Source organism: Rhizobium sp. AP16 (assembly GCF_000281735.1).
Lineage (GTDB): Bacteria > Pseudomonadota > Alphaproteobacteria > Rhizobiales > Rhizobiaceae > Rhizobium > Rhizobium rhizogenes.
Map to the genome: position 1 here is coordinate 1 of NZ_AJVM01000031.1, position 18135 is coordinate 18135.

18 protein-coding genes and 1 pseudogene are annotated in these 18135 nt (G+C 60.4%); 9 read left to right on the forward strand and 10 right to left on the reverse strand.

The features are described 5' to 3' along the window. From PMI03_RS12720 to PMI03_RS12730, 3 genes and pseudogenes are all read left to right on the forward strand, one after another. Window positions 1-454, forward strand: a pseudogene (locus tag PMI03_RS12720) (heme biosynthesis protein HemY); the annotation flags it as partial. Between the two features lie 69 nt (window positions 455-523). After that, window positions 524-1009 (forward strand): TerB family tellurite resistance protein, encoded by a 486-nt coding sequence (locus tag PMI03_RS12725; RefSeq protein WP_007693694.1) that lies wholly within the window; start codon window positions 524-526, stop codon window positions 1007-1009. Beyond that, the gene (locus tag PMI03_RS12730; RefSeq protein ID WP_007693697.1) at window positions 1002-1736 is read left to right on the forward strand and encodes a glutamine amidotransferase; all 735 of its coding nucleotides are present in this window, start codon (window positions 1002-1004) and stop codon (window positions 1734-1736) included. Before PMI03_RS12725 ends, PMI03_RS12730 begins: the two co-directional genes overlap by 8 nt. 13 nt (window positions 1737-1749) lie before the next feature. Here the strand turns inward: PMI03_RS12730 and PMI03_RS12735 are convergent, their stop codons facing one another. Further along, window positions 1750-2370, reverse strand: coding sequence for a poly-gamma-glutamate hydrolase family protein (locus PMI03_RS12735; protein ID WP_007693699.1), 621 nt, complete (start codon window positions 2368-2370; stop codon window positions 1750-1752). Window positions 2371-2379: 9 nt separating this feature from the next. Next, window positions 2380-3636, reverse strand: a complete 1257-nt coding sequence (locus tag PMI03_RS12740) for an MFS transporter (RefSeq protein WP_039973920.1) — start codon at window positions 3634-3636, stop codon at window positions 2380-2382. 143 nt (window positions 3637-3779) lie between these two features. Between PMI03_RS12740 and PMI03_RS12745 the strand changes: the two genes are divergently transcribed. Both PMI03_RS12745 and PMI03_RS12750 read left to right on the forward strand, forming a co-directional pair. Then, complete coding sequence (locus PMI03_RS12745) at window positions 3780-4070, forward strand: YggT family protein (RefSeq protein WP_007693703.1); 291 nt, start codon at window positions 3780-3782, stop codon at window positions 4068-4070. Next, window positions 4070-4384, forward strand: a complete 315-nt coding sequence (locus tag PMI03_RS12750) for a DUF167 domain-containing protein (RefSeq protein WP_007693705.1) — start codon at window positions 4070-4072, stop codon at window positions 4382-4384. Before PMI03_RS12745 ends, PMI03_RS12750 begins: the two co-directional genes overlap by 1 nt. Here PMI03_RS12750 and ppa read toward each other — a convergent pair whose 3' ends face one another. From ppa to typA, 3 genes are all read right to left on the reverse strand, one after another. Further along, window positions 4385-4921: an inorganic diphosphatase gene (ppa, locus tag PMI03_RS12755; protein WP_007693707.1), complete on the reverse strand. Its 537-nt coding sequence runs from the start codon at window positions 4919-4921 to the stop codon at window positions 4385-4387. A gap of 126 nt (window positions 4922-5047) precedes the next feature. Beyond that, a complete protein-coding gene (locus tag PMI03_RS12760; protein WP_007693708.1) occupies window positions 5048-5554 on the reverse strand; it encodes a GNAT family N-acetyltransferase in 507 nt (168 codons plus the stop codon). A gap of 206 nt (window positions 5555-5760) precedes the next feature. Next, window positions 5761-7587, reverse strand: coding sequence for a translational GTPase TypA (gene typA, locus PMI03_RS12765; RefSeq protein ID WP_007693709.1), 1827 nt, complete (start codon window positions 7585-7587; stop codon window positions 5761-5763). Window positions 7588-7871: 284 nt separating this feature from the next. Here typA and PMI03_RS12770 point away from each other — a divergent pair, with 284 nt between their 5' ends. After that, window positions 7872-9851, forward strand: coding sequence for a translation factor GTPase family protein (locus tag PMI03_RS12770; protein ID WP_007693710.1), 1980 nt, complete (start codon window positions 7872-7874; stop codon window positions 9849-9851). A gap of 83 nt (window positions 9852-9934) precedes the next feature. On the opposite strand, the gene PMI03_RS12775 is transcribed toward PMI03_RS12770, so the two are convergent. Together PMI03_RS12775 and PMI03_RS12780 are read right to left on the reverse strand one after the other, a co-directional pair. After that, a complete protein-coding gene (locus PMI03_RS12775) occupies window positions 9935-11998 on the reverse strand; it encodes a M3 family metallopeptidase (RefSeq protein WP_007693711.1) in 2064 nt (687 codons plus the stop codon). A gap of 97 nt (window positions 11999-12095) precedes the next feature. Then, complete coding sequence (locus tag PMI03_RS12780; protein WP_007693712.1) at window positions 12096-12737, reverse strand: LysE family translocator; 642 nt, start codon at window positions 12735-12737, stop codon at window positions 12096-12098. 159 nt (window positions 12738-12896) lie between these two features. Between PMI03_RS12780 and PMI03_RS12785 the strand changes: the two genes are divergently transcribed. After that, complete coding sequence (locus PMI03_RS12785; RefSeq protein WP_007693713.1) at window positions 12897-13379, forward strand: MarR family winged helix-turn-helix transcriptional regulator; 483 nt, start codon at window positions 12897-12899, stop codon at window positions 13377-13379. A gap of 80 nt (window positions 13380-13459) precedes the next feature. Here the strand turns inward: PMI03_RS12785 and PMI03_RS12790 are convergent, their stop codons facing one another. Further along, window positions 13460-14683, reverse strand: a complete 1224-nt coding sequence (locus PMI03_RS12790; RefSeq protein WP_007693714.1) for an argininosuccinate synthase — start codon at window positions 14681-14683, stop codon at window positions 13460-13462. A gap of 239 nt (window positions 14684-14922) precedes the next feature. Here PMI03_RS12790 and PMI03_RS12795 point away from each other — a divergent pair, with 239 nt between their 5' ends. Both PMI03_RS12795 and PMI03_RS12800 read left to right on the forward strand, forming a co-directional pair. Beyond that, window positions 14923-15777, forward strand: a complete 855-nt coding sequence (locus tag PMI03_RS12795) for an SDR family NAD(P)-dependent oxidoreductase (protein ID WP_007693715.1) — start codon at window positions 14923-14925, stop codon at window positions 15775-15777. 65 nt (window positions 15778-15842) lie between these two features. Next, window positions 15843-16484, forward strand: a complete 642-nt coding sequence (locus PMI03_RS12800) for a LysE family translocator (protein WP_007693716.1) — start codon at window positions 15843-15845, stop codon at window positions 16482-16484. Here the strand turns inward: PMI03_RS12800 and PMI03_RS12805 are convergent. Together PMI03_RS12805 and rlmN are read right to left on the reverse strand one after the other, a co-directional pair. Further along, window positions 16468-16890, reverse strand: coding sequence for a hypothetical protein (locus tag PMI03_RS12805; RefSeq protein WP_007693717.1), 423 nt, complete (start codon window positions 16888-16890; stop codon window positions 16468-16470). The two genes, PMI03_RS12800 and PMI03_RS12805, sit on opposite strands and share 17 nt — an antisense overlap. Window positions 16891-16895: 5 nt before the next feature. Beyond that, a complete protein-coding gene (gene rlmN, locus PMI03_RS12810; RefSeq protein WP_007693718.1) occupies window positions 16896-18131 on the reverse strand; it encodes a 23S rRNA (adenine(2503)-C(2))-methyltransferase RlmN in 1236 nt (411 codons plus the stop codon). Window positions 18132-18135: the final 4 nt, after the last annotated feature.

Below are 18135 nucleotides of genomic sequence, written 5' to 3' on the forward strand. Positions count from 1 at the left end.
CCGCCACTGGATGGCGCAGGCGCTGCGCGCACCGCGTGATCCGGCCTGGGTGGCCGACGGCTTCGTCTCCGACAAATGGCTGCCACTGTCGCCCATCACCGGCCGGCTCGATGCCTTCGAATGGAAAGCACCCTTCGGCCAGATCGAGGGACCACTGGAAGAAGGCGCGGCCGTTTCGGTCGATGCCGCGCTGAAGTCGCTGCCGCCGATGCGCGAGGCTACTCCCGCAACCGCTGCGGTAAAGGCGACTTCACCAATAGTTGCATCGCCGACTACCCGCACCTCTGTTATAGAGCTGGAACCAATCGCGGCGAAGCCGGCAACAGCCGCCGCCGCAACCGAGCCGGCGAAGGAGCCGGAACCAAGGCCCTTCTTCGGCGGTGCGCCGGATGATCCGGGTGTGAAAAATCGAGAACTTGAACCGGACCCCAAGACACGGCTCAAGTTGTTCTAGGGCATGATCTCAGGGAGCGCGCAGCGCTTTCCGGAAGAAAGTGCTCAGTTGCTCTAAGAATGGAACCGAATGTTTGAACGCTTTCAGGAATTTTTCCACAGCCTGACGAAAGACCACTCCAAATCCGGTTTTGCACCAGACGACCCGCGCATCGCGGTGGCGGCTCTGTGTTTTCAGGTGATGGAAGCGGACGGCAAGATCGAGGACAGCGAAAAAAAACGGCTGCGCAAGCTATTGAAGAGCCAGTACGGTCTCGACGGCCGCCAGCTCGACGCGCTGATCGCCGCCGGCCAGGAAGCCGAGAGCGAGGCGGTCGATTACTACCGCTTCACCTCCGACCTGAAACGCCATCTGAATAGCGAGCAGCGACTTGAGCTCCTCGGCATCCTCTGGGACATCGTCTATGCCGATGGCGAGCGCAGCGAGATGGAGGATCACGCGATCTGGCGGATCGCCGATCTCATGGGCATCTCCGATCGCGAGCGCATCGTGAAACGCCAGGAGGCCGCTGCCCGCGCCCCGGGCCACGCGATGGAGACTGGCGATGATGATTGAAGCGCCACGGCGCGGCAAGGATCGCCGCCCCGTCCTGATCGTGTTGCACCAGGAGCGCTCCAGCCCCGGCCGCGTCGGTCACATGCTTCTGGACAAGGGCTATGATCTCGATGTCCGCCGCCCGGTGCTCGGCGATGGACTGCCGACGACGCTGGAGGGTCACGCGGGCGCGGTGGTCTTCGGCGGGCCGATGAGCGCCAATGATCCCGACGATTTCGTCAAGGCGGAGATTGACTGGCTTGATGTGCCGCTCAAGGAAAACCGCCCCTATCTCGGCATCTGTCTCGGCGCGCAGATGCTTGCCCGCCATCTCGGCGCCAAGGTGAAGGCGCGCGACGACGGCAAGACCGAAATTGGCTGGTATCCGCTGCAGCCGACTGAAAGGGGCCGGCTTCTGATGCGCCGCTGGCCGCAAATGGTCTATCACTTCCACCGCGAAGGCTTCGACCTGCCGCACGGCGCCGAGCTGCTGGCAACCGGCGAGACCTATCCCAACCAGGCTTACCGCTATGGCGCCAATGCCTGGGGCCTGCAGTTCCACGCAGAACTCACGCGTGCGATGATGCAGCGCTGGGTCGTGCACGGCGAACACCGCTTCTGCATGCCGAACGCCCAGCAGGGCCGCGAGCATCTGGAAGGCCGCATGATCTTCGATCCGCCGCTGAAAACCTGGCTCTCCGAATTCCTCGACATGGTGTTCGAGGGCAAGCAGGCGATGGCGGCTTGAGCTGCCCGATATCTCAGCTCGGCTCCAACATCGACATGTATCGCCTAATTGCTTGACGCACCGACGCGGCGTAGCGCCTTAAGCGTTCGCTATCGGCAGCAAGCTCGTCCCGCAGCGTTCTCGGGATCTCCAGCTGAACGCCCACATTCCGCTTGCCGCCATTACATATATTGCCAGCCGCCGTGCCTGCCAGAGGCTCGCCCTTCACTCTCGCAACGGCCCTGAACGCACCCTCGGACAATGCTTGCACGATCACGTCGCGAAGGACCTCATCAAGGCCACCGACCCAGGAGGCCTCCGGATCGTCCCTGTCGATCCGGCCGTGAATGGCAACGACAATCGAGGATGCCGAAACCAGAGCACGCGCCTTCGGCTCGTCAAAACGGTCCGAGGTGATGTGCAGCTCATGATGCGCCCTGCCCGCTCTCAATCCCTCGAAGCAGTAAGCGGAGAAAGTGTCGGACGCCATTTCCAGCGCGATCTCCGACGTCGTGGGCTCGATGAAACCTCCGTGGGGAGCAATGATGGTGGCCGGCGATGATCTCGCTTCCACACGGATGCGATAGTCGACACCCTCGGTTTCATGCTCTCGCAGCGTTGAGAATGAACTATATCGATCCGGCTGCTTTACCATGGTGCACCTTTACGCCGCCTGCGGCGCGCCCTCGCGGTCCGGTGCGTTCAAACTGTCGATCTTGCGCAGTTGCGGGAAGCCCGTCGCCCAGATGATCGCCACCGCCAGCGTGCCGATGCCGCCGATGACGACGGCAGGGATGGCGCCGAAATAGCTGGCCATGGTGCCCGCCCGGAATTCGCCGAGCTCGTTCGAGGCGCCGACAAAGACCATGTTGACGGCGTTGACGCGGCCGCGCACATGATCCGGCGTCCAAAGCGTGATCAGGGTTTCGCGAACATAGACCGAGATCAGGTCCGACGCGCCCATGATCGCAAGGGCCGTGATCGACAGCCACGGCGTATGCGATATGCCGAAGATCAGCGTTCCCAGGCCAAACATGCCGACGCCAATAAACATGCAGATCCCAGCCCGGTGCCGGATGGGATAGGTCGCCAGAAACAGGCCCATGGCGATGGCGCCGAAGCTCGGCGCGGCGCGCAGGAGGCCGAGGCCCCAGGGACCGAGCGTCAGAATATCGCGTGCAAAGATCGGCATCAGCGCCACGGCGCCGCCGAGCAGCACGGCGAACAGGTCGAGCGAGACTGCGCCCAGCACCACCTTCTCCGACCAGATGAAACGGAAGCCAGCAAGGATTTCGTTCAGACTCTTCGATTGATGGGCCACGCGCTGCTGCGGCTTCGGAATGAGAAAGGTGAGCACAGAACCGGCCGCGAAGAACAGGACGGCGACGCCATAGGAAACGCTCGGGCCGATGCCGTAAAGCAGGCCGCCGGCGACCGGGCCAAGGATGGCGGCGGCGTCCCAGGACATCGAATTCCAGGTTACCGCGTTCGAAAGATCCGCAGGTGGAATGAGATTGGGAGCAAGCGACTGTGTCGCCGGCGTCATGAACGCGCGCTCGATGCCGAAGACCGTAAGAATGAGGAAGACCGGAAACGGCGCGAACGTGTTGGTGACCGTCAGAAACAGCAGCACAGCCGTGCAGATCGTCCCGACGAGAATGCAGATGGCGGCAATCATGCGCCTGTTGTAGCGGTCGGCCACAGTGCCGGTCACCAGGATCAGCAGCAGCGACGGCAGGAACTGCACCAGGCCGATCAGGCCGAGATAGATCGGCTTGCCGGTATGCTCGTACATCTGCCAGCCGACGGAAACGCTGACGACCTGCGTGGCAAAGCCGGTCAGAAAACGGGCAAAGAAGAAATAGGTGTAGGCGATATGCCGGAACGCGGCAAATCTGTCTCCGCTGGCAACCAACGACATATGTGAGACTTTCCGACCGGAGCAATGGCGCAGAACGCGCTCGCTCGGCCTGTTAGGCATGATTCAGCCTGTGTCAAAGCATGGGGCTTGCCCGTTAAGTCGCCAATGTCTACATGTCTGTCAACCACGAAATGGAGACGGACATGCTCGCCTTATTTCAAACCATTGATCTGGCTTTGAATCTTTATACCTGGGTGCTGATCGCCAGCGCCATCTTCTCTTGGCTCTATGCTTTCAACGTCATCAATTCGAGCAATCAGTTCGTCAATTCGGTCGGAAGCTTTCTGTATGCAGTCACCGAACCGGCGCTGCGCCCGATCCGCCGCATACTGCCCAATCTCGGCGGCATCGATATTTCGCCGATCATCCTACTGCTAATTATCTTTTTCTTGCGGCAGCTCCTGAGAACTTCCATCTACCCAATGTTTCTGTAGTGAGCGACGCTTGGCAAGCTTTTGCCGAGCATGTGAGATTATCGGTCCGGCTCACGCCCAATGGCGGGCGTGACGCCATTGATGGTATCGAGACCGGAGCCGATGGTGAGGCCTATCTGAAGGTCAGAGTGTCCGCTGTGCCGGAAAAGGGCAAGGCCAACAAGGCGCTGATCGCGCTGCTGGCCAAGCGCCTTAGCATCCCCAAATCCTCGCTCAGCGTGATTTCCGGCGACACAGCACGTAAAAAAATCCTCCGGATCGATGGCGACCCGGAGGATTTGATAGGCAGGCTGAAAACTATCGTGAAGGACTGATCAGGCCTTCGCCTTCTTGGCGCGCTCGATGGCTTCGAGAATAAGCTCACCAGCTTCCTTGGAACCGCCCCAGCCATAGATCTTCACCCATTTGCCGGGTTCCAAATCCTTGTAGTGCGCAAAGAAATGCTCGATCTGCTTCAGCGTGATCTCCGGCAGGTCGGTATGTTCCTTGACCTTTTCGTAGCGCAGCGTCAGCTTCGGCGACGGAACGGCAATGATCTTTTCGTCCTTGCCGGAATTGTCTTCCATCTTCAGCACGCCGATCGGGCGAACATTGATGACGCAGCCCGGCACCAGCGGACGAGTGCTGGCGATCAGCACGTCGATCGGGTCGCCGTCTTCGGAAAGCGTGTGGGGAACGAAGCCGTAATTGCCCGGATAGGTCATCGGCGTGTAGAGGAAACGGTCGACGACCAGCGTGCCGGCCTCCTTGTCCATTTCATACTTGATCGGGTGACCGCCGACCGGAACTTCAACGATGACGTTGACGTCTTCGGGCGGGTTCTTACCAATGGAAATCGCGTCGATACGCATGCGTGTCCCCTAAATATTCAGGATGGTTGCCGCAAGCCAGATAATCGGAATCATTCCGCAACGCAACAATGCATTGGTAGAGTACGGGATTTTATCGGGGATCGCAGCCGAGACGATGCGGCACTCTCAAGGCCAGACGAAGCCGATCTTCTTGATCTGCTTGCGGTCGAAGGTCTCGACACCCTCACAGAAATCGGCGCCGCCCTGGCCGCGATAGAACCGGTCGGCATTCTCGTTCTCTTCGAGGCACCAGACGACAAGACCCTTGCAGCCGAGCGACTTCAACAACCGGCGCGCTTCACCAAACAGCAGCCGGCCAAGACCGATACCCTGATATTCCGGGCGAAGATAAAGCTCGTAGATCTCGCCTTCCTGCGGCAGAGCGCGGGCGCGGTTGAGACCGAGCGTGGCATAGCCGGCAATCTCGCCGGCGACATCGAGAACGAGAAGCGTGGCCGGACCGCTGGTCGCCTTGCGCCACCAGCTTTCGCCGCGCCGTTCGATCATCTGGCTCAGCGCACGATGCGGAATGATGCCGGAATAGGTGTACTGCCACGACTGGCGGTGCACCTCCGAAATGGCCCGGGCATCATGCGGTTCTGCCCGCCGAACATCAATCGACAACGTCTTCATAACGTTTACTCTGGTCTCGCCAGCCCAAATTAACCATCCTCATTTACGAAGACGGCCGACTTGCCCACAGCCTTTATCCGTGGACGACTGCTGAAAATTAACGCCTTTTTAACCTTTGCCACAAGGGTCCAAAAATCGAACACACAAAATAAAACCCCGGCACAATGGCCGGGGTTGAGTGGTTCGAAGCGATACAGGCCGTTCCGTTAAGCAGAACGCGCCTTTTCCATGCGCTTACGCTCGTTCGGGTCGAGATACATCTTGCGCAGACGAATCGACTTCGGCGTGACTTCCATCAGCTCGTCGTCCTGGATCCAGGAGAGCGCGCGGTCAAGCGTCATGCGGATCGGCGGCGTCAGCTTGACGGCCTCGTCCTTGTTGACCGAGCGGATGTTGGTCAATTGCTTGCCCTTGAGGACGTTGACTTCAAGGTCGTTGTCGCGTGTGTGGATGCCGATAATCATGCCGGCATAAACCTTTTCACCCGGATCGATGATCATCGGACCGCGATCTTCCAGGTTGAACATCGCGTAGGCGACGGCTTCGCCGGATGCGTTGGACAGCAGGACACCGTTGGAGCGGCCGCCGATCGCGCCCTTGAAGGGCTGATAATCATGGAACAGACGGTTCATGATGGCAGTGCCGCGCGTATCCGTCAGCAGTTCCGACTGATAGCCGATGAGGCCGCGGGTCGGTGCAAAGAACTTCAGGCGCAGGCGATTGCCGCCGGACGGACGAAGCTCGACCATTTCTGCCTTGCGCTCGGACATCTTCTGCACGACCACACCGGAATGTTCTTCATCGACGTCGATGACGACTTCTTCGATCGGCTCCAGCATCACGCCCGTGGCTTCGTCCTTGTGCATGACGACGCGCGGACGCGACACGGCAAGCTCGAAGCCTTCACGGCGCATGGTTTCGATCAGAACGGCGAGCTGCAATTCGCCGCGGCCGGAGACGTAGAACGAATCCTTGCCTTCGGCTTCTTCGATCTTCAGCGCGACGTTGCCTTCGGCTTCCTTGAACAAGCGGTCGCGGATGACGCGCGAAGTAACCTTGTCGCCTTCGGTGCCAGCCAGCGGGCTGTCGTTAACGATAAAGGACATGGTGACGGTCGGCGGATCGATCGGTTGGGCGTGCAGCGCCTCGGTCACCGACGGATCGCAGAACGTGTCGGCGACGGTGCCCTTGGACAGGCCGGCGATGGCGACGATATCGCCTGCATGGGCTTCATCGATCGGCGTGCGCTCGATGCCACGGAAGGCGAGGATCTTGGAAATGCGGCCGGTTTCGATCAGCTTGCCGTCCTGGCCCAGAACCTTGACGGCCTGGTTCGGCTTGATCGAGCCGGAATGAATACGGCCAGTGATGAGGCGGCCGAGGAAAGGATTGGCTTCGAGAAGCGTGCCGATCATGCGGAATGCGCCATCTTCTTCGCCGACACTCGGCTCCGGCACATGCTTCAGCACCAGATCGAGAAGCGGACCAAGGCCCTCCTCAACCGGGCCTTCCGGCGAATAGTTCATCCAGCCGGCGCGGCCAGAGCCGTACAGGATCGGGAAATCGAGCTGCTCGTCGGTGGCGTCGAGCGCTGCGAAAAGATCGAAGACTTCGTTGATGACTTCTTCATGGCGAGCGTCCGGACGGTCGATCTTGTTGATCGCGACGATCGGGCGAAGACCGACTTTCAGCGCCTTGCCGACCACGAACTTGGTCTGCGGCATCGGGCCTTCCGAGGAATCGACCAGCACGATAGCACCATCGACCATCGACAGGATGCGCTCGACTTCACCGCCGAAGTCGGCGTGGCCGGGCGTGTCGACGATGTTGATGCGAACGCCCTTCCAGATGACGGAGGTCGCCTTGGCGAGAATGGTGATACCGCGCTCTTTTTCCAGATCGTTGGAATCCATCATGCGCTCAACGGTGCGCTGGTTCTCGCGGAAGGAACCGGACTGCTTCAGAAGCTCGTCAACGAGGGTGGTTTTCCCATGGTCAACGTGCGCGATGATCGCGATGTTGCGAAGTGCCATAATCTTATATCTCTGGGGCTGAGGCGCGATATAAAGTAAACACGCCAATTACGTTTGGCGCGCTCATACCCTTTTTTTCGCGTTTGCGAAAGGGGGGAGGCGCGAAAGCAGCGATATGGCCTTGCTTGACATATTTTCGAATACGTCTTTAGAGTTTAGCCCGCGCCTCTGTAAAACCACAGAGGGTTTCGCATCAAGCCATAGCTACCAACATGTAGAGGTTCCAATGCGCCGATTCACTTCTCACGAAAATCACATTCGAAATTCTGAGAAGTTGAGGGTTCATGCGCACTTTGAATCTGGGCATCCTGGCCCATGTGGATGCAGGCAAGACTAGCCTTACCGAACGACTACTTTTTGACGCGGGCGTCATCGACAAGCTCGGCAGCGTCGACACCGGCAGCACACAAACGGATAGCCTCGAACTCGAACGACAACGTGGCATCACGATCAGGGCTGCCGTCGTGTCTTTCACCATCGGCGATACGGTCGTTAATCTCATCGATACGCCCGGCCACCCTGATTTCATCGCTGAGGTAGAGCGGGTGCTTGGACTGCTCGACGCGGCAGTGGTCGTTGTTTCGGCGGTCGAAGGCGTGCAGGCACAGACGCGCGTGTTGGTGCGGGCATTGCAACGTCTTGCCGTTCCATTCCTGTTCTTCATCAACAAGGTTGATCGCCTCGGCGCGCGATATGATGACGTGCTGGGAGCCATTGCCCGCCAATTGCCGGTCCAGCCCATTGCGATGTCGGCCATCATCGATGCCGGCAGCAAGCTTGCCCGGGTGGAGGCGCGTGACTTGGGAGGTGAACCAGTTTTCACAGCCCTGTGCGAAACACTGGCGGAAAATGACGACACGCTGCTGGGTGATTATGTCCAGGCCCCGGATCGTCTGACCATCGAAAGACTTGAACGCTCTTTGGTTGATCAGGTCGCCAAAGGCCTGGTGCATCCTGCCTTTGCGGGAGCCGCGATGACCGGCGTTGGCGTGCCTGCCCTGGCATTGGCCATTGCGACAATGCTCCCCCACCGCGACCTCGATTCGGACGGTCCGGTCGTCGGAAAGATCTTCAAGATCGAGCGCGGATGGGGCGGCGAAAAACTGTCCTATATCTACCTTACATCCGGCACCATCCGGCTCCGGCAATATCTGGAATTGCCGAAAGGCGCGGCAAGGGTGACCGGAATCCACGTTTTCGAGGCAGGACGGGTTCATAATGTTGCCAGCGCCCGAGCCGGGCAGATCACCCGCGTAAGTGGCCTGAGCAACGCTCGGATCGGCGATGCGTTGGGAGCCGACCCGCGCTCAGGTGGTCATGCTAACTTTGCCCCGCCCACCCTTGAAACCCGCATCGTCGCACGGCGCCCCTCCGACAATGCGGCGCTCTGGCTGGCGCTGAACCAGTTGGCCGAACAGGACCCGTTGATCAATCTGCGCAGGGACGAGGACGTAAACGAAGTCTTCGTGTCGCTGTATGGCGAGGTGCAAAAGGAGGTCATCCAGTCGACGCTGCTGACGGACTTCGGTCTTGAGGCGATATTTGAAGCAAGCACGGTCATTTGCGTGGAGAGACTTGTCAAAACCGGGACTGGCCTCGAAATCATGTTCAAGTATCCCAATCCATTTATTGCGACCGTCGGACTGCGCGTCGAACCGCGACAGGAAGGGGCAGGCAATAGTTTCGCGCTGGAAGTAGATGTTGGTCAGATGCCCGCAAGCTTTTATCGCGCAGTCGAGGAAAGCGTATTCGAAACGCTGAAGCAGGGTATCTTCGGCTGGCAGGTCATCGATTGCCATGTGGCCATGACCGCAGCCCGGCAGAGTTCTCCGACAAGCACTGCCGCCGATTTTCGACAATTGACACCTCTGGTGCTGGCAACCGCCCTATCGACCGCGCAAACCATCATATGCGAGCCAGTCGACCGCTTTTACATCGAAGCTCCTGCAGCGACGTTGAACGGCTTGCTCACCTTGCTCGCGAAATCAGGCGCATCAACGAAGGATTCCGTGATTACCAACGATGCGGCCCGACTGGAAGGCACCATAGCGTCTGCGATGATCCGAAACATCCAGCAACAGGTGCCAGGGCTGACGAGCGGCATGGGGACCATGGAATCGTCCTTTGATCACTATGCCCCAGCGGCTGGTTCACAGCGATCGCGCCGGCGCTCTGGTGCCGATCCGTTCAATCGCGCCGAATATCTGCTGCGCCTGCGCAGAACGCTCGCCGGGACTAATCTGGCGAGCGAAAAGGGAGATTAGTCATCGCGAATGGCACAGAGATGATAAGCGCTTCAATCGCCTATCATCTTGCGCGGAATGGAGCCTCACGCCCTTCGGCTAAATCAAGCCGCCAACCCCTTCTTCCTCAGCATCGCATCCGGGCTTGGCAGCTTGCCGCGGAAGGCCTTGTAGGCATCTTCCGGGTCAATCGAGCCGCCGACGGAATAGATGTTGGCCTTCAGTTTCTCGGCCATCTGCGCATTGAAGGCGTCGCCGGTTTCCTCGAAGGCGGAGAAGGCGTCGGCGTCGAGCACTTCCGACCACATGTAGGAATAATACCCGGCCGAATAGCCGTCGCCGGAAAACACATGCTGGAAATGTGGCGTGGCATGGCGCATGACGATCGATTTCGGCATGCCGATTTCCGAGAGCACCTCGGCCTGCACCGCCATCGGATCCTCGACGGCGCCACGCGTGTGGAAGGCCATGTCGACCAGCGCCGACGAGGTGAACTCCACCGTGTTGAAGCCGGCATTGAAGGTGCGGGCGGCGAGAACCTTGTCGAGCAGTGCCTGCGGGATCGGCTCGCCGGTCTCATAATGCACGGCATACTGCTTGAGGATGGCGGGCACGGTCAACCAATGCTCATAGAGCTGCGACGGCAGTTCGACGAAATCGCGTGACACGCCGGTGCCGGCAACCGAGGGATAGGTGACGTTGGAGAGCATACCGTGCAGCGCATGACCGAATTCATGGAACAGCGTGCGGGCGTCGTCCAGCGACAGGAGCGCCGGCTTGCCTTCGGCGGGCTTGGCGAAATTGCAGACGTTGTAGATGATCGGCAGCTCGCCGACATCGCCGTTCGGCAGCCGCAACTTATGCTGCGACTGGAACGAGCTCATCCAGGCGCCGGAACGCTTCGAGCTGCGGGCGAAATAATCACCGAGGAACAGCGCCACCAGCCTGTCGGAACGATCGCGGATTTCGAAGACGCGGACATCGGGGTGATAGGCGGGAACGCCCTTCTGCTCGACGGCGCGGATGCCGAACAGGCGCCCGGCGACATCGAAGCAGGCGGCGATGATCTTTTCGAGCTGCAGATAGGGCTTCAGCTCGGCCTCGGAAAAATCAAACTTCTGCGTCCGGATCTTCTCGGCATAGTGCCGCCAGTCCCAGGGCATGACCTCGTGATTACGGCCCTCCTGCGAAATCAGCGCGGCGATATCGGCCTCTTCCTCGCCGGCACGCACGGCAGCCTTCGCCCAAACCGCCTTCAAGAGATCGTTCACCGCCTCCGGCGTCTTCGCCATGGTGTTGTCGAGCTTGAGCTCGGCAAAATTAGCGTAGCCAAGTAGCTTGGCCTTCTCGGCCCTCAGCGCCAGCGTCTCGCGGATGATCTTGCGATTGTCGGTCTCGCCGCCATTTTCGCCGCGCGCCACCCAGGCCTTGAAGGCCTGTTCGCGCAGATCGCGGCGCTCGGAGGCCGTTAGGAACGGCTCGATGATCGAGCGCGACAGGGTGACGGCATATTTGCCCTCCTCGCCCCGCTCCCGGGCTGCCGCCGCCATCGCGTCCTTAAGATAATCGGGCAGGCCGGCAAGATCGGCGTCTTCGGAAAGGATCAGCGCCCAGCTCTTTTCGTCGCCGAGGACATTCTGACCGAACTGCGCGCCGAGGCCCGCCAAGGTTTCGTTGATCGTGGCAAGCCGCTCCTGCTCGACCTTCGGCAGCTTGGCGCCCGACTTCACAAAACCCTTCCAGTGCCGCTCCAGAACCCGGGTCTCTTCCAGCGTCAGGCCGAGAGCGTCGCGCCCTTCCCAGAGCGCGTCGATGCGGGCGAAAAGCGCTGCATTCATGCCGATCTTCGAATAATGCCGCGATATCTTCGGCGCGATCTGGCGCTCCAGCGTCTGGATCACCTCATTCGTATGCGCTCCGGCTTTGTTCCAGAACAGCGCGGACACCCGCGACAGCGCGTCACCGGCAATCTCGAGCGCGGTGACGGTGTTGGCGAAGGTCGGCGCCTCGCCATTGTTGGCGATCGCTTCGATCTCGGTCTCGTGGGAAGCAAGGGCCGCGTCGAAGGCAGGCGCGAAATCGGCGTCGTTCACAGCGTCGAAACGTGGCAGGCCCTGGTGTCCGGTCCATTCGACGAGCGCGGGATTGACGGCGGCGTGGGAAGACATGCGAGGCATCCTTTCGGCAAACTTCTGATCGAAGCACGATATAAGGCCCGCTCCGCCGGATTGGTATGGCGGAGACGGAACAAAGATTGAGAAATGGTCAGGCCTTGCGCCAGCCGAGCAGGCCCGGCGTCGCATGCCACAGCGCCTGCGCCGCAAAGCCCATGAAGAGCACGCCGGAACAACGCACGATCAGCCGCTCGTGAGCGCGATAGAAACGCCGGACGACACCCGCGCCGATGATGCCGATCAGGATGATGTCGGCGGTGATGAAGCCGGCGAGAGAAACGGTAACCAACAAGGGGAGCGCATTGAACGTCAAGGCCCCGGCAGACCCCGCCACCAGCGCGGTGAAGGTCGCGAGCGCCACCGGATATCCCTTCGGATTGGTGACGCCGAAGATCAGGCCGCGACGGAACGGACGGTCGACATTGAGCAGCGTCTTGCCGTCCGCTCGTGGCTTGGCTGTCACCGCACTCCAGCCGATCCAGGCGAGATAGAAGCCACAGAGCAACCCAAGCAGATCGAAGACGAAGGTGCCGAGAGTTTTTGCGCCAACGATTGCAACCAAGGCGAGCGAAGACCATATGAGATCTCCGACGAGATGGCCGCTCATGAAGAAGGCACCGGCCTTGCGCCCTTGTCCGGCACCGATGCCGAGCAGCGCCAGAAAGGCCGGACCGGGGATCAACACATAGAACAACGCCGCCAGAAAGGCGCCGACGATAAGTGATTGCGTCATATTGAAAGTTCCCGATGGCAACTGTGACAGACTAACGACACGGCGAATCGGGTCAAGCCAACCGAGTCGTGTTTAAAATAAAGAATCCATTGAATTTAGGGGGCGATATCACTAAGAATTTACCGGGGCCTAAAAACAAGCGTAGGTAGGGAAGCGCTTATGAGCAGCAGGATAGATACGGATTCGCTTGCCTTTCTGGTAGCGGATTGCGCCCGATTGATGCGAGCGGCCTTCGAGCGGCGCATTCTGGTCGCGGGACTAGGCCTAACGGCGGGCGAAGCGCGCACGCTGATGCAGGTTGCCGCGGTCAATGGCAGCCGACAGCTTGACATCGCCTGTCGCATGGGCCTGGAACCGATGACGGTCAGCGCCTTCCTCGACAAGTTGCAGGCACGCGGCCTGATCGAGCGGCAGCCTGATCCCCTCGACCGCCGCGCCAAGCGCATCGTGTTGTCGGAAGCCGCCGACGCCAAGCTGAAGCAGATCGGCAAGGAGATCTGTGCAGTGGAGCGCGATGCGGTGCAAGGTTTCAATAACGGTCTGCAGGACGAGCTGCATCACGCGCTCCGCGCCTTCCGCAGCAATCTGCAGAATGCGGATCTGCCGGTCGAGATGGAACGCGAATTGAGGCCGGCGGAGTAACTCCAGCCCGTCTACCAAGCCGGAAAAGACAAGCCCGCCTCCGATGATCGGAAGCGGGCTATATTTGCTTTCAATTCTGCTTACTTGGTCAGGTTGCGCTTGGCGAGCGTGCGCAGGCGCAGCGCGTTGAGCTTGATGAAGCCGGCCGCATCCTTCTGGTCGTAGGCGCCCTGGTCGTCCTCGAAGGTGACCAGCTTGTCGGAATAGAGCGACTTCGGGCTTTCGCGGCCGATGGTCATGACATTGCCCTTGTAGAGCTTCAACGTCACTTCGCCTTCGACGTGCTCCTGGCTCTTGTCGATCAGCGCCTGCAGCATTTCGCGTTCCGGCGAGAACCAGAAGCCGTAATAGATCAGCTCCGCATAACGCGGCATCAGCTCATCCTTGAGGTGAGCAGCGCCGCGATCGAGCGTGATCGATTCAATAGCGCGGTGGGCGGCAAGCAGGATCGTACCGCCGGGGGTCTCGTAGACGCCGCGCGATTTCATGCCGACGAAGCGGTTCTCGACGAGATCGAGGCGGCCGATGCCGTTGTCGCGGCCATAATCATTGAGCTTTGCCAGTAGCGTCGCCGGGCTCAGGCGCTCGCCGTTGATCGAGACGGCATCACCCTTCTCGAAGCCGACCTTAATGACGGTCGCCTTGTCGGGAGCGGCTTCCGGCGAAATCGTCCGCATATGCACATACTCCGGTGCTTCCTGCGACGGATCTTCCAGAACCTTACCTTCGGACGAGGAGTGCAGAAGATTGGCGTCGACGGAGAACGGCGCTTCGCCCTTCTTGTCCTTGGCGACCGGGATCTGGTGCTTCTCGGCAAATTCGAGCAGGTCGGTGCGGCTCTTGAACGTCCAGTCGCGCCATGGCGCGATGATCTTGATGTCCGGGTTCAGCGCATAAGCCGACAGTTCGAAACGGACCTGGTCGTTGCCCTTGCCGGTGGCGCCATGAGCAATCGCATCGGCGCCAGTCTTTTTGGCGATTTCGATCAGGTGCTTGGAGATCAGCGGGCGGGCAATCGAGGTGCCGAGCAGGTAAACGCCTTCATAAACGGCATTGGCACGGAACATCGGGAAGACGAAATCGCGCACGAACTCTTCGCGCACATCCTCGATATAGATTTCCTTGATGCCGAGCAGCTCGGCCTTCTTGCGCGCCGGCTCCAGCTCTTCGCCCTGGCCGAGATCGGCGGTGAAGGTGACGACTTCGGCGCCAAGCTCCGTCTGCAGCCACTTCAGGATAATCGAGGTGTCGAGACCGCCCGAATAGGCGAGAACGACTTTCTTCACGTCTTTATGTGATGCCATGATAATGAGATCCGTTTCAATGCGAGCCTGCGGAGAGGCCCGCAAACCCTGTGTCGCGGCACTTTTAGCGAGATTATCGCAAGGTGCAAGGGGAAGTGCGCCCGGTTCATGCCCTGCTCGCGACAAGAGGAAGTCTCAAGATCGATCCAATTCGAAGACTCGATGATTTCGATTTGACTAGTCAGAACGACGCGTCATATCTGCCATTATCCAAACAATGCCCGGGGAGGACCCTGCTCGTGACCGATATTCAAGACATTTTCAAAAAATCCAATGTTGCCGTCATCACCGGCGGCGCCTCCGGCATCGGCCTTGCCGCGGCAAAATATTTCGCCGGGCTCGGCATGAGCGTCGCCATTGCCGATCTCGGCGGTGATCGGCTTGCCGATGCACGCGCCGAACTCGAAGCAATCAGCGGCGAAGAGCATGTGATGGCGGTCGAAACGGACGTTGCCCAGAAAGAAGCACTCGAAGCCCTCGAACGCGCCGTCCTGCAGCGGTTCGGCCGGGTGCATGTGCTGATGAACAATGCCGGCATCGGGCCGGAAACCTCGATCTTCAGCCCGCAGGCCGGCTGGGACGCTATTTTCGGCGTCAATCTCCTCGCCGTCATCAACGGCACGCGCGTCTTCGGACCGGCAATGCTTGCCCACGGCGAACCCGGCCTGATCATCAACACCGGATCGAAGCAGGGCATCACCACGCCGCCCGGCAACCCCGCCTACAATGTCTCCAAGGCCGGCGTGAAGGTCTTTACCGAAGCCTTGCAGCATGAATTGCGCAACACGGAAGGCGCAAAAATCTCGGCGCATCTGCTGATCCCCGGCTTCGTCTTCACCGGCCTCACCCAAGGCGATCGCCGTGAAAAGCCGGCTGCCGCCTGGACGGCGGAACAGACGGTCGATTTCATGGTGGAGAGCCTTGAGCGCGGCGACTTCTACATCCTCTGCCCGGATAACGACGTGGCCCGGCCGACCGACGAGCGCCGCATGCTCTGGGCCGCCGGCGATATCGTCGAAAATCGCCCGCCGCTATCGCGCTGGCATCCGGATTATGCCGACAAGTTCAAGGCATTCCTGGAAAAGAAGGATTGATTTGCAAATCGCCGAAAGCCGGATAGAAAACGCTGATCCCCTATCCGGCTTTCGGAGCTGCCCCGATGGATTTCCTACCCAGCCTGTCGACCCTTCTCGCCTTTACCGCGGCAACCCTGCTTCTCGCGATGACCCCCGGCCCCGACATGACGCTCTCGATCAGCCGTGCCTTGGCACAGGGCAAAAGGGCAGCGCTCTTCGTCGTCCTCGGCACCACCCTCGGCGTCGTCGTCCACACATGCCTGGTGGCCTTCGGCATCTCGGCGCTGATTACAGCCTCGCCCATTGCCTTCACCATGCTGAAAACCGGCGGCGCCGCCTATCTGCTGTGGCTGGCGATCCAGGCGATCCGCTTCGGTTCCAGCCTGTCGGTCATGCAGGTCGACGCGGCCAGGAAAACACCGCTCTCCAACATCGCCAACGGCTTCTGGGTCAATCTGCTGAACCCGAAGGTCATCATCTTTTTCATGACCTTCCTGCCGCAGTTCGTTACGGCGGGCGACCCGGCCGTCACACACAAGCTGCTGTTCCTGGGATTCTTCTTCATTGTTGTCGGCGTGCCGGTGAACATCATCGTCGTTCTCGCCGCCGACAAGCTGTCGTCCTGGCTGCAGAACAATCGCGGCGTCCTGCGCGGTCTCGACTATACCTTCGCCGGCGTCTTTTCGATCTTCGCGGCGAAGATTTTCCTCACGCAGGCGCGTTGAGCGCCCGCCCGGCAAAGCGGCCGGCGATCCACCAATAGACGGTGGCGCTGGCAGCGCCGAGAAAGGCGAAGCAGACAACCACGGTGATCAGGTTCAGGGCCTGCGGCTTGCCCAGGCCACCCGAAATCAGGACGGACGCCACCGCCGACAGCAAGGCGCCATAGATCGCATAGCCGTACCAGCGACGCATGCCGCGCCATTCGAAAAGCGGAATGACGACAAGCGACGGCAGGATGCTGACGATCATCGCAAGTTTGGTCAGGGCGACGGTGAGTGCGAACAGCTCTGGCGCGGCCATCCCGGGCACGGTCCAGGCGGCGACGGAAGCGAGCACGAAGCCCATCAGCACACAGGCGCCGAGATAGCCCCACAGGAGCCGCAGAGGCCTGCGCAACCCGAGAAGCATCAATCTCAATCCTCGCCGTGATTGGCGATCATCATGGCCTCAAAAGCCAGTCGCTCGGTCTTGCGCATGCGCTCCGAATCCGACTTCAACTGGCCGCAAGCGGCGAGAATGTCGCGGCCGCGCGGCGTACGGATCGGCGAGGCATAGCCGGCCGCGTTGATGAAATCGGCGAATTTCTCGATCTGCTCCCAATCCGAACACTGGTAATTCGTGCCCGGCCAGGGATTGAAGGGGATCAGGTTGATCTTCGACGGGATGCCCTTCAGAAGCTGGATCAGCCCCTTGGCGTCCTCGAGACTGTCGTTGACGCCCTTCAGCATCACATATTCGAAGGTGATGCGCCGGGCATTCGAAAGGCCGGGATAGGCGCGGCAGGCGTCCATCAATTCCTTGAGCGGATACTTCTTGTTGATCGGCACCAGCATGTCGCGCAGATCGTCGCGCACCGCATGCAGCGAGATTGCCAGCATGACGCCGATCTCATCGCCGGTGCGGTAGATTTCCGGCACGACGCCGGAGGTGGACAGCGTGATGCGCCGCTTCGACAGCGACAGGCCGTCGCCGTCGGAGGCGATCAGCAGCGCCGTCTTGACGCTTTCGAAATTGTAGAGCGGCTCGCCCATGCCCATCATGACCATGTTGCTGACCTTGCGGCCTTCCGCCGGCATGATCGTGCCTTGCGGCGCTTCGCGGTCCGGAAAATCGCCGAGCCGGTCGCGCGCCAGAAGCAGCTGCGACAGAATTTCTTCCGCCGTCAGGTTGCGCACCAGGCGCTGCGTGCCGGTGTGACAGAAGGAACAGGTGAGCGAACAGCCGACCTGGCTGGAAACGCAGAGCGTGCCGCGGCCTTCTTCGGGAATATAGACGGTTTCGACCTCGACGGGACGGCCGGCGCCGCGTGGCGGGAAACGCAGCAGCCACTTGCGGGTGCCGTCGTTGGAGACCTGCTCCTCGACGATCTCCGGCCGGGCGATGGTGAAATGCGCCTTCAGCATTTCGCGCATGTCCTTGGAGACATTCGCCATGGCGTCGAAATCGGAGACGCCGCGCACATAGATCCAGTTCCAGAGCTGGCTGACGCGCATCTTGACCTGCTTGTCGGCGACGCCCTTCTCCTTGAGAGCCGCCCCCATCTCCTCGCGCGTCAGGCCGATCAGCGACGGTTTCGGTGAAAGCTCGACCGGCTGCGACACGGGCATCGGCTTGAGCTTGGATGGGGTCATGACATCGATGGCGGACATAGGA